At 51.6% G+C, this 16,086-nt stretch carries 18 protein-coding genes; 14 read left to right on the forward strand and 4 right to left on the reverse strand.

The window, feature by feature from the left end; genetic code table 11:
• Nucleotides 1-4: 4 nt before the first annotated feature.
• From MUG09_RS04195 to MUG09_RS04210, 4 genes are all read right to left on the reverse strand, one after another.
• The gene (locus MUG09_RS04195) at nucleotides 5-469 is read right to left on the reverse strand and encodes a tripartite tricarboxylate transporter TctB family protein (RefSeq protein WP_244773845.1); all 465 of its coding nucleotides are present in this window, start codon (nucleotides 467-469) and stop codon (nucleotides 5-7) included.
• A 69-nt stretch (nucleotides 470-538) separates the two neighbouring features.
• A complete protein-coding gene (locus MUG09_RS04200) occupies nucleotides 539-1,546 on the reverse strand; it encodes a Bug family tripartite tricarboxylate transporter substrate binding protein (RefSeq protein ID WP_244773846.1) in 1,008 nt (335 codons plus the stop codon).
• A gap of 160 nt (nucleotides 1,547-1,706) precedes the next feature.
• Nucleotides 1,707-2,384, reverse strand: a complete 678-nt coding sequence (locus MUG09_RS04205) for a GntR family transcriptional regulator (protein WP_244773847.1) — start codon at nucleotides 2,382-2,384, stop codon at nucleotides 1,707-1,709.
• Between the two features lie 50 nt (nucleotides 2,385-2,434).
• Nucleotides 2,435-3,358 (reverse strand): sugar phosphate isomerase/epimerase family protein, encoded by a 924-nt coding sequence (locus MUG09_RS04210; RefSeq protein ID WP_244773848.1) that lies wholly within the window; start codon nucleotides 3,356-3,358, stop codon nucleotides 2,435-2,437.
• A 198-nt stretch (nucleotides 3,359-3,556) separates the two neighbouring features.
• On the opposite strand from MUG09_RS04210, the gene MUG09_RS04215 reads away from it, so the two are divergent.
• The 14 genes from MUG09_RS04215 to MUG09_RS04280 all read left to right on the forward strand — a co-directional run bounded on the left by MUG09_RS04215 (nucleotide 3,557) and on the right by MUG09_RS04280 (nucleotide 16,086).
• Nucleotides 3,557-4,261 (forward strand): FadR/GntR family transcriptional regulator, encoded by a 705-nt coding sequence (locus MUG09_RS04215; RefSeq protein WP_244773849.1) that lies wholly within the window; start codon nucleotides 3,557-3,559, stop codon nucleotides 4,259-4,261.
• A gap of 246 nt (nucleotides 4,262-4,507) precedes the next feature.
• Nucleotides 4,508-5,494, forward strand: coding sequence for a tripartite tricarboxylate transporter substrate binding protein (locus MUG09_RS04220; protein ID WP_244773850.1), 987 nt, complete (start codon nucleotides 4,508-4,510; stop codon nucleotides 5,492-5,494).
• A gap of 127 nt (nucleotides 5,495-5,621) precedes the next feature.
• Nucleotides 5,622-6,110 carry a tripartite tricarboxylate transporter TctB family protein gene (locus MUG09_RS04225; protein ID WP_244773851.1) on the forward strand — a complete coding sequence of 163 codons (489 nt, stop codon included), beginning with the start codon at nucleotides 5,622-5,624 and terminating at the stop codon, nucleotides 6,108-6,110.
• A 3-nt stretch (nucleotides 6,111-6,113) separates the two neighbouring features.
• Nucleotides 6,114-7,655, forward strand: coding sequence for a tripartite tricarboxylate transporter permease (locus tag MUG09_RS04230; protein WP_244773852.1), 1,542 nt, complete (start codon nucleotides 6,114-6,116; stop codon nucleotides 7,653-7,655).
• Entirely contained in the window at nucleotides 7,655-8,434 is a 780-nt protein-coding gene (locus MUG09_RS04235; protein ID WP_244773853.1) for an HpcH/HpaI aldolase family protein, read from the forward strand. Before MUG09_RS04230 ends, MUG09_RS04235 begins: the two co-directional genes overlap by 1 nt.
• Before the next feature lie 12 nt (nucleotides 8,435-8,446).
• On the forward strand, nucleotides 8,447-9,427 hold the full coding sequence (locus tag MUG09_RS04240) for a hydroxyacid dehydrogenase (RefSeq protein ID WP_244773854.1): 981 nt from the start codon (nucleotides 8,447-8,449) through the stop codon (nucleotides 9,425-9,427).
• Nucleotides 9,424-10,131, forward strand: a complete 708-nt coding sequence (locus MUG09_RS04245; protein ID WP_244773855.1) for an RraA family protein — start codon at nucleotides 9,424-9,426, stop codon at nucleotides 10,129-10,131. Before MUG09_RS04240 ends, MUG09_RS04245 begins: the two co-directional genes overlap by 4 nt.
• Before the next feature lie 27 nt (nucleotides 10,132-10,158).
• Entirely contained in the window at nucleotides 10,159-11,043 is an 885-nt protein-coding gene (gene garR, locus MUG09_RS04250) for a 2-hydroxy-3-oxopropionate reductase (protein WP_244772705.1), read from the forward strand.
• 2 nt (nucleotides 11,044-11,045) lie between these two features.
• On the forward strand, nucleotides 11,046-11,951 hold the full coding sequence (locus MUG09_RS04255) for a dihydrodipicolinate synthase family protein (RefSeq protein ID WP_244773856.1): 906 nt from the start codon (nucleotides 11,046-11,048) through the stop codon (nucleotides 11,949-11,951).
• A gap of 209 nt (nucleotides 11,952-12,160) precedes the next feature.
• Nucleotides 12,161-12,421, forward strand: coding sequence for a hypothetical protein (locus tag MUG09_RS04260; protein ID WP_244773857.1), 261 nt, complete (start codon nucleotides 12,161-12,163; stop codon nucleotides 12,419-12,421).
• Nucleotides 12,418-12,765, forward strand: coding sequence for a hypothetical protein (locus tag MUG09_RS04265; RefSeq protein WP_244773858.1), 348 nt, complete (start codon nucleotides 12,418-12,420; stop codon nucleotides 12,763-12,765). The genes MUG09_RS04260 and MUG09_RS04265 overlap by 4 nt, the downstream gene beginning before the upstream one ends.
• Before the next feature lie 332 nt (nucleotides 12,766-13,097).
• Nucleotides 13,098-14,591 carry an arabinosylfuranosidase ArfA gene (arfA, locus tag MUG09_RS04270; RefSeq protein ID WP_244773859.1) on the forward strand — a complete coding sequence of 498 codons (1,494 nt, stop codon included), beginning with the start codon at nucleotides 13,098-13,100 and terminating at the stop codon, nucleotides 14,589-14,591.
• Between the two features lie 27 nt (nucleotides 14,592-14,618).
• The gene (locus MUG09_RS04275; RefSeq protein WP_244773860.1) at nucleotides 14,619-15,554 is read left to right on the forward strand and encodes an ArsR/SmtB family transcription factor; all 936 of its coding nucleotides are present in this window, start codon (nucleotides 14,619-14,621) and stop codon (nucleotides 15,552-15,554) included.
• Between the two features lie 100 nt (nucleotides 15,555-15,654).
• Complete coding sequence (locus MUG09_RS04280) at nucleotides 15,655-16,086, forward strand: DUF3788 domain-containing protein (protein WP_244773861.1); 432 nt, start codon at nucleotides 15,655-15,657, stop codon at nucleotides 16,084-16,086.

Raw genomic sequence — 16,086 nt, forward strand, 5'->3', positions numbered from 1 at the left:
TCCTTTAGCCGAGGATTCCTGCGGGAATCATGACGTTGAATACTTTTACAAACAAAAGATAGGTAGCTGTTGCGCTGATGATGGCGATGATGCCGTAGCGCAGGTAGTGTTGCTTGTTGCCTCGGTTCAGAATGAGGATTTGCCCGAACATGTAGAGTGTTGAGGCGATGATGTAGCCCAAGATCGGAATCAGGGCAAGATAGAGAATAAGGATTGCCAGAGTCAGCACAGGTGATAAGGAGGACCCTTTCATGTTGGCAGTCTCTGAGTGTGAACGCACGAAGAGCAGGGTGCGGTTTTGGTATACGAGCAGGGATCCGAGGATCATGAATCCAACCGCCGCAATGCGGGGAAAGAACTTTGCTCCGACGCCTACTGCAGCAAAGTCCCTGATACCGTTGCTCATGATCAGGATGGCGATTCCCAAGGCTATGCTGAAGAATCCCAAGCCGATTGTTTTTTTGTTCATGGTGAATACCCTCAATAAGTGTGTGCAAGGCCCTTTTCAGGGCCCTGCACCGAAGAAGACTCAGCTTTGTTACTTCGAAGTGCCTCTGAAAAGGTCCTGGTACTGGGCGAAGTATTCATAGACCTCTTGTGCATGCTTGGTTGCCTGCTCAGGAGCCATGTAGGTCGGAGTAACAAAGTACTTGGCGGCATCCGCCTGATACTCAGGATTCTCAACGACACGTTTCATTGCTGCGCTGAACTTGTCAACAATGCTCTTGGGGGTTCCCTTTGGCATCCCGACAAAGAAAAACTTGTTGAACTCAAGGTCCAAGCCCTGTTCGGCTGTGGTCGGAACCTCGGGGAACAACGGATTGCGCTGCTTTGAGGTCAACCCGAGCACGACAAAGTCACCGCTCTTGAAGTAGTCGAGCGTAAGGCCGTACTGGGTGTTGATCACCTGGGTCTTGCGGCCCTTGAGGGCAACCGTCTTTGCAGCATTGGCGCCGACGTCAACCAGATTCAAATCGATACCGGCTTCAGCTTCCAGAACAATGCCTACCAGGTGGGGGTAGCCACCGGTCATCATGCCGAATTCCACCTTGCCGGGATTTGCCTTGGCGTAGGAGATGAACTCAGGCAGGGTTTTGAACGGCATGCCGGGGTGGGTTGCCAACACGGTGGTGTCGTCCAACAGGCCGATGCCGACCATGTCAAAAGCCTCGATGCCGTAATCGACAAGACCTGCGATCTTGGGAATCATTGCCTCACCGTGGAAGAAGAGGGCAGTATAGCCGTCGGCATCGGAGTCCAGAACGCGCTGCATGCCGATGGTTCCGCCACCGCCGGTGACGTTTACAACCGCCAGGCTCTGTCCAAGTTCCTTTTCGAGGTATTTGGAGAAGAGACGGGCATTGAGGTCGGTATCACCTCCGGCTCCTACCGGGACGATGATCTGTATCGGTTTTTCGGGATACGTGGCAGCAGGATCTGCCTGCGTAGCAACACTCTCTTTGGTTCCTGCAGCGAACAAGCCGAAGCTTGCAAGCAGAGCCAGGACTGTAACGATGACAACAAAGCGTAGATGTGTCTGTTTCATAGATGCTCCTTTCGTGATTTTGTATAGTTTCGATTAACAGATATAAATGATATATCATGTATATTACTAACTGTCAAACAAAATTTTTTTACTGGTACTGATTATACAATAATCATTTACTGAAGTAAGTACTGTACTTTCTGCGACTTTTATTTCTCTACTACTTAACCGAAGAGTTCTTCAAATCCTCGATGAAAGGGTAGTACGAGTCATAGATATGGTCGCGCATCACTTTCTCCGCCTTGTCCGGGTCTTGATCAAGAATGTTGTCGATCAGGGTGACATGCCAATACCGCTGGATGGCAGGTCTTGCGCGCCTTGATTGCACGGCATTGAAGAGCAGCCAGGTGAAGTTGATCTTCTGAAGGCCGGCGATGAGGGAGGAAAAGCCTGTACACTCAGCCATCATGACGTGGAAACGGATATGCAACTGGGTGATCTTCTCTGTCTCCGTACCTTCAAAGCGGAGAATGTCCAGCTCTTCTGCGAGGGAGCGAAGCGCCTTCTTTTGCTCATCGGTGGCCTTGGTGGCAAGAATCCTTGCCACCTGGCACTCTATGGCTTCCCTGAAGGCGAACATGTCCATCACCCGTTCGACGGTTGGAATGGTAACGATGGAGCCCCAGTGCGCTTTGTACTCGATCAAGCCATCCTGCTCCAGGCGCTTCATTGCCTCAAGGATGGGGATCGGACTGACGCCAAGCTCTTGGGCAAGCTGACGGCGAACCAATCTCATACCTGGCTCATATTCGCCTTTCATGATTTTCTTGCTGATGATCTCATACGCTTTTTCAGCTGCTGTCTGAAAAACCACACCTTTCTGGGCTACCGATTGCATGCAATTCCCTCCGTCTTCTGATGCATGATACATGTCAAACCTTTTTTTCGCTAGTCTTTTATCGGTTTAACCCTGTTCCATGCGAGCAGCAGTGTCCTTTTTGCATTGGCAACCACCAAATCGGGATCCTCGCTGCCGAATGGCTTCACTTCAAAGCTGACAATCGGGCGCTTCTCCTTGTTCAGGAATCCGATGGACAACAGGCACTGCAGGTAATCGGCCAGTTCCTGTACATCGTTCTCGCCTCCCGGGAACCCGAAGCGGGGGTGCAGGTCTCCATATCCGGGAAGGGAAGAGTCCTTGACGACGCAATTTCCCATGTGGGCGTGGGTGATGTATTTCTTGACCGGCATCAATGACTCTTCGATGGTCTCATGGAGCAGGGGAATATGGCTGAGGTCGACCAGCAAGCCAAACTCGGGGTACTCCGTGCGAATCTCTTTTGCATACCGCTTGGCCAGTGATGCAGGTCCGATGAGGCTCTTCTTATCGATGTCGTAATCGAAGACTTCCAGAGCAATTTTCAAAGTACCTTTCGATGCTGCATACGCGCAGATTTCCTTGGTGGATGCCACCAATGCCTGATAGGATGCTTCCACTGTTGCTTCTTCATATTTGCCGCTGAGGAAGGCAAAGGAGCTCGCACCCAGTTCATAGGCTTCATCAATGCCTTCTTTCAAGTTTGCCACTGCCAAAAGCCGTTTCTTCTCATCCAAATCGTTTATATTCATCTTGGTGGAAAGCAGTCTCGGCTGGGCTCCATAGGCGAGCGTAAGGGCGGCTGTATCTTTCATGAATCGAACCTGCTTCCTTGCTTCACTATCGCGGATCCACGTTACTTCCACAGCTTCGAAGAAAGGATCTGCGGCGATTTTCTTGAATGTTTCAACGATCGGACCTTCCCCGCTTGAAACCGGATAGGCCATGAAGTGGATGAGGCCGACTTTCATATAGCTGGATAACGCTTCGTGCATGGTATGCTCCTCAAAAATGATATATCAGATATATTGTAAGAGTGATATTCCCGTCTGTCAATCAAAAGAGTAGGGTGGTGTGGGCTTGAACTCTGCGTTTTAACATTTTATGCCTTGCATAGATAAGAAAAACTTGACAGCAGCCAGAAAAGGATGGAATCTAATAATCAGTGATTATCAGATTAGAAGGGGAGCCATATGGACCAGGTCTTGGACAGTCTTTGCAGGGATGAAGAGGATAGGATGGTGCTCACTCTGGTGGGTTACATCCGGGAGAAGGGGATGAAACCCGGTGACAAGCTGCCCTCCATCCGGACCTTCTCCAATGAACTTGGAGTTTCCCAGAGCCAGGTGCGGTCGGGATTCCTGCGGGCGGCTGCAATGGGGGTTCTGAAGATCGTGCCCCGCAGCGGGTGCTACCTGGCCGATGTTTCACTTTCAAGCATCATCGGCCCCTTTACCTTATTGTTTGAAGCCATGTACATGAACGTACAGCCCCCTTTGATGGATCTGTATGAACTGAAGACCACCTTGGAACGTGGAATTTCCAAACGGGTTGCTGCCATTCGTACGATTGAGGACCTTGCAGAGTTGAAACTGTTGCTTGATGCCATGGAGACGGTAACCGAACATGCCGAGATGGTACGTCTTGATGAGGCATTTCATGAGAAGTTGGCGAACAGTACGAGAAATCCTCTCTTTATCTCCTTGATGCGGGTCATTCACTCGATGCTTCGCCATAGCAGGTTGTCCTATTCGGATTTTGTCTCTGAGTTTCCTCAATCAAGAAAGGATCATCGTGCCTTGTATGAGGCACTCCGTGACCAGGATGCCCTGAAAGCTGCCGATATTGCAGAACAACATAGTAACCGACGGAAACTTTTATTAGTGAAGAATTATTAGCCATTTCAGTTGAATCTGTGCTGAAAGCGATATAATATATATGATATATAACGTATAAAATATTATAATAGAAGTAATTAAACAGATTTTACACATTTTGGTTGACAGATGATATATGCATTGTATACTTAGTATATCAGAATCTGATAATCAGTGATTAGCAGATTCCGCCCTTCGGATAGGGTGTAATACACTTGTGGCTTTCTTCTTTCCGTGGGGGAGAATGAAAGGTACGTGGAGGTTCTTATGCGTGGGAAAAGAGTACTTGTCCTTCTTGCATTGTTGGTAGTGGCGTCTGTCGCCTTGTTTGCACAGGGTGCCCCTGAGGCATATCCCAGCAAAGACATTGAATTCATTGTCAGCTCGGGTGCCGGTGGTGGTACTGATGCCATTGCCCGCAAAGTCTCCCAGCTTGCCGAGAAAGATCTTGGAGCAGCAATCTACTTCGTCAACAAGCCCGGTGCCGATGACGCAGTCGGTCCGAACCTGCTGATGGGTGCAAAGAATGATGGATACACCATCGGCAACCTCAACTATGGCTCGATTATCAATGCTCCGTTCACCGGTCTTATCAAGGGATATGAACTGTCCAAGGTTCGCTTCTTTGCTCTGATCACCCAGGAGCCCGATGCCCTGATGGTTGGAAAGAACTCCCCCTATAAGACCTTCGACGCTCTCATTGCTGCTGCAAAAGCCAACCCGGGCAAAATCCGTGTTGCCGACCAGGGTATTGGAAGCCGTGTAAACCTGCTTGCTCTGAAGATCCAGGACCTTTATGGTGTGAAGTTCAACATGATTTCCTACCAGGGTTCCGCTCCCCAGAGAGAAGCAATCCTCAATGGTGAGGTTGATGCTGCCATTACCAGCCTTGGTGACTTTGCTCCCATCCTCAACAGTGGTGATGCTCTTGGTGTGATTGAGTTCAGCACAGTGCGCAATGCCGGCTATCCTACTGTACCCACCAGCAAGGAGCTCGGTCTTTCCGACAGTCTCCTCTCTGGATCCTTTTTAACCCTCGCTGCCCCTGCTGGAACTCCTGATGACGTAATTGCCAAACTGGAAACTGCTTTCGAGAAGGCTGCCACCAGTAAGGAATTTGCAGACTGGTCCGCTACAGTGGGTGTTACTCCTGACTTCAGGAAGGGCGCAGAATTGAAGGCCTTCCTGGATGGCAAGATTTCCGGTGAGACCAAGGCTCTGCAGGCACTCAAGGATGCAGGTGTTTTGAAGTAAGCGTGTCTTGGACTCTGATTGTATTGGAAAGAACAAACTACCGCATGGCATTGCCATGCGGTAGGTCTTGAAAACATTGCACAAGGATGAGCCTTGAGCCTGTCTTGTGAATGGAGAAGAACATTCTATGAAAACTCTTAAGCCGTATCTGCAAGCAAAGGTGACAATTCCCTTCTTTATGCAGGTTGCCCTTATCATCTATGTAATCAGTGCGTTACAGTTGGCGCCTCCAATGGTTGATGGCTTGCTCAGCGAGTCATCGTTTCCCTTCTTGATTTTTTTAATTGCATCACCGGCAGCAATAAAGCTTTTTCTTGATGGCTTGAAAGCTATTAAGAAAGAAATCGCTGAAACCGGCTCAGTGGTTGTTGTCAAAAAAAAGAAAAGTATCAAACCTGCATTGATTGTCCTCATCATGGCTGTGTTTATCCTGCTGTTTGAAATACTTGGTTTTACCATCCTTGCTCCGCTCTACGTATTTTTCTTTATGTTGATCTATGATGATAAACCCCAGGATATCGTGAAGAAGATCATCTATGCGCTCTTGATCGGGGTGGTTGTGTACGTCATGTATGTCATCGGTTTCGACATCAGATTCCCTGAGCTTTGGAGGTAATTCATGGACCAAATACTGCAAATTCTGGCAGGAACAACGGTTGTCTTCCAACCCTTGTCCCTCCTCTATCTTTCGATCGGCTTTTTCATCGGCATCATTTTCGGCGCCCTGCCGGGTTTGACGTCCATGCTCGCAATCGTCCTTCTGCTTCCGATGACCTACACCATGCCGATGACCTATGCCCTGATCATGTGCATGGGTGTCTACATGTCCGGCATCTACTCCGGAAGCATCACCGCAATCACCATCAACATTCCGGGCGCTCCTTCTGCATTGATGACCTGTCTGGAAGGCTATCCGATGATGCGCAAGGGCCTCGGTGCAAAAGCCATCGGCCATGCTACCATCGGTTCGGCCATCGGTGGTTCGATTGGTGCCCTGTTGCTGATCTTCGTCTCTCCCATGGCAGTGAGCCTTGCACTGAAGATCAGGACCCCCGGCAAATTCTCCTTGATACTCTTTGCCCTGGTTGTCATCGTCATCGTTGAAAAGAAACGTATGAAGGCAATCCTCACCATGGCATTCGGCATCATGCTGGCGACAGTCGGGATGGATCCGCTGAAGTCGGTCTCGCGCTTCACCTTCGGTATTCCCAATCTCATTGAAGGCATCGATTTGACCACCCTTATCATCGGCGCTTTCGCGATCAGCGAGTTGTTTGACCAGGCTATGGTCAATAATGCCGAATACAAGAAAATCACATCAGCCGCCAACAGCGTGAAGTTCAAGCGCAGAGAGTTCTTCCCCACCTTCCAGGAGATGAAGGAAGCTGGCTGGAAAACCTATCTCAAGAGCTCCTTGATCGGGTACATCATCGGTGTCCTCCCCGGCGCCGGAGCCTCGATGGCTGCTTTCGTTTCCTATGTCGAAGCCAAGCGGGTGAGCAAGCATCCCGAACGGTTCGGCAGTGGTGCAGTCGATGGTCTTGTTGCCGCAGAGACAGCAAACAACGCCATGTGCGGAGGTGCCATGGTACCGATGCTCTCCTTGGGCATCCCCGGCGACGGGACCACCGCCATCATCCTTGGTGTCTTGATGGTCTATGGTGTCGTACCCGGACCGGACCTGTTGGTCAAGCAGATGCATGTCATGGCTCCCATGTATATGGCCTTGTTGATCAGTGCTGCTTTGTTGCTGCCACTCAGTCTCTTTCTCTTCGGTCCCTATTACCTGAAGATTGTTCGGATCAATCGGTTGGTTCTGTACAGTTCCATCGCCTTGATTGCAATTCTCGGAGTTTTTGCTGCGACCTATTCGGCATTCCAGATGGGCTTGGCCTTGGTCATCGGTGTTGTCATGTACTTCTTCAAGAAACAAGGATACCCGAACGTGCCATTTATCCTGGCAGTAATTCTCGGTCCGCTGGCAGAGCAGTATATGCGTACTACTATGACCATCAGCAGTGGCAATCCGCTTATTTTCATCACCCATTTTGACAGCTTGTTTTTCCTGCTGCTCACCGTGGCTTTTGCGATTCTTCTCCCGCGTGCCAATAGACGGGCGGATGCTATGGAAAAGAAGGCTGAAGATAAGGTGAAGCTGTAATGATTGGAAAAAACTACAATGCTGTGAAGGCGAAGTTGCAGCAGGGTGGGAATGTGTTGGCGGCCTGGGCTCAGGCTGCCAGCAATATTACCACTGAAGTACTGGCGGATGCCGGCATGGAAGCCATCATCATTGACATGGAGCACTCTCCAGTCGATCTTCCCACCTTGGTGACACAGTTTCAGGCGATGAATGGATACCCCGCTGTCCCGTTTGTACGTGCTCCTTGGAATGACTTTGTGATGATCAAACGGATTCTGGATGCAGGGGCCTACGGCATCATCGTCCCCAATATCGAAACTGTTGAGGAAGCAAAGGCTGCCATTGCAGCGGTCCACTATCCCTTGGATGGGGTTCGCGGCGTAGCAGCCAGTACGAGAGCTGCCCACTTCGGCAATGATCCTCTTTCTTATTTCAAGAAAGCCGATGATTTGGTGATGCTTTTTCTCATGATTGAATCGCCGAAGGGTATGGAGAACCTTGATGAGATTCTCAAGCTCGACGGCTTCGACGGCATCATGGTAGGACCTGTTGATTTAGCAACCAACCTCGGCTTCTTGGGAAATGCCCAGGCGCCTCAGGCCAAGGCTGCACTTGAGGAAGTTGAGGCGAAAGTCCTGGCATCTGACAAGTACCTGATGGCGCTCGGTTCGGACTGGGAAGCCGCCAAGGCAAAGTTTGCAAAAGGGGCTCACATCGTTACCTGTATGAGTGATACGCTTTCACTTGGAGCTCTTGCTCGGGCGAATGTACAGAAGTATCAGGAACTTACTACCTGAAGGAGACAACCTGTGAAAACGGTACTAATTCCCGAGGATATCGCCGAGGTGGGCAAAGCCTACCTTCGTGAACGGGGCTATTCCATACGCATGGGCAGAGGGACCGACAAGGCCTCCCTGCTTGCCGATATTGCTGATGTCGATGCGGTTTTGTTTCGCAACGAAGCGTATGACAAGGAAATCCTCGATGCTGCGAAGCAGGTGAAGGTCATGGCCCGGCATGGGGTGGGAGTAGACAAGGTCGATCTGGCCCATGCCGAAGAATTGGGGATTTGGGTGACCAACGGAGCCACTTCAAATTCCAACTCGGTGGCGGAGATGACGATCGGTTTCATCATCGCGCTCGGTCGTAACCTGCTGGAGAGCAACAAAGCCGCCCATGCCGCCGATTACGGTTTTCGCAACCGCAAGGCGGGCATGGATCTTGAAGGGAAAACGCTCGCGTTGCTGGGCTACGGAAAAATCGGCAAGCTGGTGGCAAAGAAAGCACATTATGGACTTGGTATGAAGGTGTATGCCTATGATCCCTTGCTCGATCAAATGGATAAACCCGACTATGTCCACAAACTGGACCACTTCGATGATGCATTCCGTATAGGAGACTATGTTTCGGCGCACTATCCAGCAAGTGAGCAGAACAACAAGACAATTACCATCGATCAGTTCAGATTGATGAAACAAAGTGCGTATTTTTTGAATCTTGCACGCGGTGAAATCTTGGTGGAAGCTGACTTGCTTGAGGCGTTGCAACAGGGTTTGATAGCTGGAGCGGCACTTGATGTGATGAACGATGAACCGCCTAAGGCGGATAATCCGTTGCTGGCGATTGAGCATTTGTTGCTTACTCCGCATAATGCAGCACTGACAAGCGATGCAAAAATCCGCATGGCGCTGTTTGCAGCCCAAGGAATTGATGAAGTGTTGTCCGGAAAGACTCCTTCCTGGCCGGTCAACAATCCGCCTGTACCACGAGCATCCATGGAGGTTCTATGAAGTATTTGACAGAAGCGCAATTAGAGGAACTCAGACAGTTTGATACCCCGACAGTGTGTAACGCCATCGAAAAGTTCAAGCTGAGAAGCAAGACCGAAGGATTCACCTCACCGGCCATCAAGGCACTCTTTCCTGATAGAAAACCAATCGTCGGCTATGCCTGCACTGCAAAAATCAGTGCCAGGTATCCGGGAACCAAGGAGAACGAGGAGACGTTGTATGCGTATTATCAGTCCATTCTCGATTGTCCTTCGACACCCATTTCCATCATTCAGGATATCGATGAAGAGCCGATCGGCTCCTTCTGGGGAGAAGTGCAGACTACTGTACACAAGGCGCTTGGTTGCATGGGTGTGGTGACCAACGGCGGGGTGCGCGATCTCGACGAGGCCTACTCGCTGGGCTTTACCTATCTTGCCTCCTGTACCTTGGTTTCTCATGGATACATTCATATGGAGGCAACCGGTACTCCGGTGGAAATCGGCGGCCTGATCGTGCGTCCCGGCGATCTCATCCATGCCGACAAGCACGGTGCTGTCTTGATCCCCAACGAAGTTGCCGACCAGGTTGCCGATGCCTGCCGTCAGATGCAACAGGCTGAGCTTCCCGTCCTCAATGGATGCAAGGCGACCGAGGACGGTAAACTGGATCTTGCTGATTTGCGCCTGTGGCGTGCCGAGATGGCAAAGCTGCGCAGCAAGTAACTCACATACTCAAGAAAGGAAACAACTATGAAGATTGGATTCATCGGACTAGGCATCATGGGCAAGCCCATGGCAAAGAACCTGCTGAAGGCGGGCCACGAGGTGGTGTGCTTCGATGTGAACAAGGATAACGTGGAGAACGTGGTGGCGGCCGGGGCGAAGGCGGCGGCGAGCGCGGCCGACGTAGCCTCCCAGGTCCCCCTGGTGATCACGATGCTGCCCAACAGCCCCCACGTCAAGAGCGTGGTGATGGGCGAGGGCGGGGTGCTGGAGGGGGCGGCCGAGGGCCTGATCCTCATCGACATGTCCTCCATCGCCCCGCTTGCGAGCCAGGAGGTGGAGAAGGCCTGCGCGCAGAAGAAGGTGCGCATGCTGGACGCGCCGGTTTCCGGGGGTGAGCCGAAGGCGGTGGACGGGACGCTTGCGATCATGGTGGGCGGAGAGAAGGCCCTCTTCGAAGAGGTGAGGGAGATCCTGCTGGTGATGGGCTCCAGTGCGGTGCACTGCGGGCCGATCGGGGCGGGGAACACGACCAAGCTGGCCAACCAGGTCATCGTGGCGCTGAACATAGCGGCGGTGGCGGAGGCGTTCACGCTGGTGCGCAAGGCGGGTGTGGACCCGCACCTGGTGTTCGAGGCGATCAAGGGCGGACTTGCGGGCAGCACGGTGATGAACGCCAAGGCGCCGATGATGATGGATTCGAACTTCAAGCCGGGCTTCAAGATCGACCTGCACATCAAGGACCTGGCCAACGCGCTGGACACGGGCCACGGGGTGGGCTCCCCGCTTCCCTTGACGGCCCTTGCACGCGAGATGATGGAGACCCTGCACGCCGACGGCTTCGGAGGCGACGACCACAGCGCCCTGGCCCGCTACTATGCGAAGCTGTCCGGCACCGCAATCGGGGAGTGAGCATGGATACTTCCTTCATCAAGGGGATCATCCCCCCGATCGTGACCCCGATCAAAGAGGACGAGACGCTGGACGAGACTGCGCTTCGCAAGCTCATCGACTTCGTCATAGAAGGCGGGTGCTCGGGCATCCTGGCCTTCGGCTCCAACGGGGAGTTCTACATGATGGAGGAGGATGAGATGGAAAGGGCCCTGTCGGTCATGATGGACCAGGCGGCCGGCCGGGTGCCGGTGTACATGGGCGTGGGAAACATCCGCACCACCAAGTGCATCCGCCTCGCCCGGATGGGCGCCTCGATGGGAGCGAAGGCCGTCTCGATCCTGCAGCCGATGTTCATCAAGCCCACCGACGAGGAGCTGAAGGGCCACATCAGAAGCATAGCCGCATCGGTGCCCGATACGGCGGTGCTCTTGTACAACAACCCCGGGCGCTGCGGCTACGCGATGAGCCAGGAGCTGGTAGAGGAGCTTGCACACTCGGTGCCCAACCTTGTGGGCATGAAGGACTCCAGCGGGGACCTGACGCAGACCATCGAGTTCATCAGGCGAAACGCCGACGTGAACTTCCGCGTGATGTGCGGCAAGGACACGCTGATCTACTCGGGCCTGTGCGTCGGGGCCGTGGGGGCTGTGTGCTCTACGGCCAACTACCTGCCCAAGCTTGTCTGCTCGATCTACGACAAGTACGTGAGCGGGGACCTGAAGGGTTCTTTGGAGGCGCAGTGGGAGCTGAACCCGATCAGGCTGGCAACCGACAAGTCGAGCTTCCCTGTTGCGACCAAGGACCTGGCGAACCTGGTGGGCATGCAGGTGGGAAGCCCGTTTTTGCCCAACCTGAGCTCGCCGCCCAAGCAGATCGAGCACCTGAAGAGGCAGCTGGTCGACGGCGGCTTCGAGGTGGTCGGCTGAACACCTGAACATCAAGGCAAACAAAGTGGAGGCTGTCCGAAAGGGCGGCCTTCACTGTTTTCTCCATACAAGAACGAACGAAAGCTTGTCTTTTCCTTGCCATCTCGGTACCTTTATGTTGTTAACAAACAATTCCTTCTTGGTGAATAACTGTGTCACGTGCTGGCACAGTAAACGATGTATGCTTTGGGTGTACCAGGAGGCATTGCATGAAAACATGGAGCAAGGACCAGCAGGAGTTGACCCGGGACATTCTCAGTCGAGTGGATGTTGTCGCATTCAGCGTTTCTTTGATAGGGAAAAATAAAGGATGCTATTTGGACCATCTTGATGGTCGGTTCGCCTATAGCACGATAGGGGATGCTCTTTCGTATCGGTATCGCGTCTTCAACTATGAGACCGATGAATTGGAAGGGGAGTATGAGACAATCGATGCCTTGATCGAAGCAGGTTGGAAGGTAAGCACATGAACTATAGCGATGACTACATCAAGCAGGCACACAAGGCAACGTTTGCGAATGAGAAACAGATTCTTGCGAGTGACAGTTGCACCTGTTTCTACTGCGGTCATACCTTCAATCCACAGGCCGAGCGGAAACTCTACTGGATTGTAGAGCGCCCTCCACGTGATAAGACGCTGCAGTGTCCGATGTGCGGCCTTGACTGCATGCTCGGCAATGCTTCCTCTTTTCCTATTCATGATCAGTCGTTCATCTTCCAGTGTACCGAAGCGTGGTTCAACGGTATCAGCAGGATCAGCGACGGCAAGCCGGTTGAGAAAGTCTCATGGGCATCGTTGCTGCTTAATGACTAGGAACACAAGCATCAGGAAACACCTTTTCCTGTCCCTCATACCTGGCCGGGGTCATGAGGGACGGTGTTGTTTTTCTTGTATATAAAGAAACAGGAAAGTTGTAATTAATTTTGGAAAAATACAGCGTGACGTGTTTTTTTGTATGTAATTGGTTTTATGAAAATTCATATAAATCTATTCAGGAAAACAGTTGACAACTGACTATGCTGCTTTATACTTGCGCCTAAAGGTACAAGAAATTTGTACAAAAGATAGTGTCTTCAAGAAATATGCAAGAGTTTTTCTTGTTTAGTGATACCCTCCACCATTGAAAATTGAAAAGGAGCAGCACCATGAAGTGTACGATACATGCCGCCAGGCAATTTACCCGGGGAACCGTAGATCCCAGATTGTTCGGTTCATTTGTCGAGCAACTTGGAAGGGCTGTATATGGAGGTGTCTACGAGGTGGACCACCCTGCATCGGACGAGGAGGGCCTTCGCACTGATGTGATGAACCTTGTCCGTGAACTTGATGTTCCGGTGGTTCGATTCCCCGGTGGCAACTATGTATCCAATTTCAATTGGGAGGATTCAATAGGGCCAAAGGAAAGCCGTCCCACCCGTCTGGATTTGGCTTGGAAGGCCCTCGATCCGAACCAATTCGGCCTGCAGGAGTTCATGCATTGGGCCAGGAAAGTAGGAACAGAGCCGATGATGGTGTTCAACCTCGGGACTCGAGGCCTCGCTGAAGCCAGGGAGCTTGTTGAATATTGCAATCACCCCGGAGGATCCTATCTGAGCGACCTGAGAAAGCAACATGGCTCACCTGAGCCGTTTGCCATCAAGCTGTGGGGTTTGGGTAATGAGATGGACGGCCCCTGGCAGGTCGGACACAAGACCGCCGAGGAGTATGGTCGTCTGGCATGTGAAGTGGCAAAGGCGGTGAAGCTGTTCGACCCGTCCCTTGAACTGGTTGCCTGTGGTAGTTCCAATGTTTTCATGCCTACATTTCCCCAGTGGGAGGAAACCGTGCTCGACCATGCCTATGAGGTGGTTGATTATCTCTCTTTGCACATGTATTTCCGCAATGAGGAGAAGGATATCGCAACCTTTCTCGCTTGCTCGGCTGGTATGGATTCCTTTATTGAAACCGTCGTACATGTATGCGACTACGTAAAGGCAAAAAAGCGGTCAAAGAAGACGATGTACCTCTGCTTTGATGAGTGGAATGTATGGTTCCATTCCCTCCAAAAGGATAAGGAGCAAAAACCCTGGATTGTAGGTCCCTCCCTGCTGGAGGATGTCTATACCTTCGAGGATGCCCTGGTGGTTGGCTGTCTTCTGAACAGCCTGCTCCGGCACTGCGACCGGGTAAAAATTGCCTGCCTCGCCCAGTTGGTGAACACCATAGCCCCGATCATGACTGAAACAGGAGGGCCTGCCTGGAGGCAGACCATTTACTGGCCGTTCTATTATGCATCCAAATACGGCAGGGGAGAGGTATTGGACTGTCGTGTCGAGGTTGGCTCTTATGAGAATGCACAGTATGGAACCATCCCGTATGCCGATACCCTTTTGGTGCATCATCCTGATACCGGTGAGATTGATATGTTTGTGGTGAACCGTCATCAACGGCAGGCGTTGGCCATCGAGTTGGACCTGTCCGGTTTTTCTGGTTCGTATACGCTATTCGAGCATATTGCATTGGAGCATAAGGACCTGTATGCGGTGAATGACAAGCTCCATCCCGATGAAGTTGTGCCGAAACAGATCTCCCATGGTGATATCGGTTCGGTTGTGGAGGTTGCTCCGCTGACGTGGAATCTCCTGCGGTTTCATCCATAACTCAACAATGGAAGAAGGAAGGTAGTGATGTTGAAGGATATACTGCTTGATTACTCTGATAAGCAGAAGATGCTGGTCGTTGCCAAGGCTATCGCCAATGAGGCGAGGATCAACATCCTTGAGCTTCTCAATGAGCGCAGTCTCAGTGTAAATGAAATCGCCGAACAGCTCGGCCTCCCTACCTCGACAGCTGCCTTGAATGTGCGCATTCTTGAGAATGCCGGGCTTTTGTTCACCGAGTCGCAACCTGGGATTCGGGGCAGTATGAAGGTAAGCAGCCGTGTCTGTGACCGGGTGGTTTTTCGGCTGTTGCTTGATCAGATGCATGAGAACAAAGAAAACTCGATAGTGTTGAGCATGCCCATTGGCAACTTTGTGAACTGTGAAATACATCCGACGTGCGGCTTGGTCAGTGAAAAGAGCGCCATAGGGATTTTTGATCAACCCTGCAGTTTCTACTATCCTGACAGGACCGGTGCGCAACTGCTTTGGTTCTACAAAGGGTTTGTGGAGTACAGGTTCCCCAATACGATTGTCAATGGAGGACTTCCCAAGCAATTTGATCTCTCTTTCGAGGCGTGTTCCGAGGCTCCATTCTATCGGAATGACTGGCCGAGTGACATCACCGTATGGGTAAACGACATTGAAGTAGGGACGTGGACGAGCCCTGGTGACTTGGGCGGTCGGAAAGGGAAGTTCAACCCTTCCTGGTGGCCCGAGTCGCTGAATCAGTATGGATTGCTTACCGATTGGAAGGTCAATTCACACGGGACGTTCCTCAACAACGAGCGTATCGCAGATTTGGCTATTGATTCCTTGGGCATAAAGGATGACTGCTTTATCAGTGTAAGGATCGAGATCAAGGAAGATGCCCGTTTTGTCGGAGGTGTGAGCCTCTTCGGTGAGCATTTCGGTGATTATCCGCAGAACATCGTCCTGAAGCTCGACTACGACATGTATTAGAATAATTCTCTGAGAGAATACAAGAAAAGCAAAAGCAGTACTATTGACCGCTTGATAATCCTATTTCACAATGAGTCTTACATAGGGAGGGAGGTGTTGCATGTGGCATCTGATGTTTCCCCAAGACCAGGCTCCAAGTCTTGAGCAGATGAGCGATTATGTCGGCTCCGGAAGGAGGCGTTGGAATCACCTGAATGAATACTTGCAAAGTGCCTACCATGTCCAGCCGATCATTGAGTACAGCAGCTGCAGCGCTCAGCCGGGTTGGAATGTTAAGTACAAGAAAAGCGGCAAGGCTCTTTGTACGCTTTACCCACTTAAGGATTCCTGTATCGTCTTGGTGGTTGTAGGACCGAAACACGATGCACAGGTGGCCTTCGAAATGGACGCGGGGATGTATACTCCATCGGTAACGAAATCGTTTTCCAAGGCAAAACCGATGGCCATCGGCCGTTGGCTTATGATCGAGGTCGTTGACGATGCAGTGCTCGAGGATATCAAGCACCTCATCGGCATCAGAATCACCACTTAG

This window comes from Sphaerochaeta associata, from assembly GCF_022869165.1.
Taxonomy (GTDB): Bacteria; Spirochaetota; Spirochaetia; order Sphaerochaetales; family Sphaerochaetaceae; genus Sphaerochaeta; species Sphaerochaeta associata.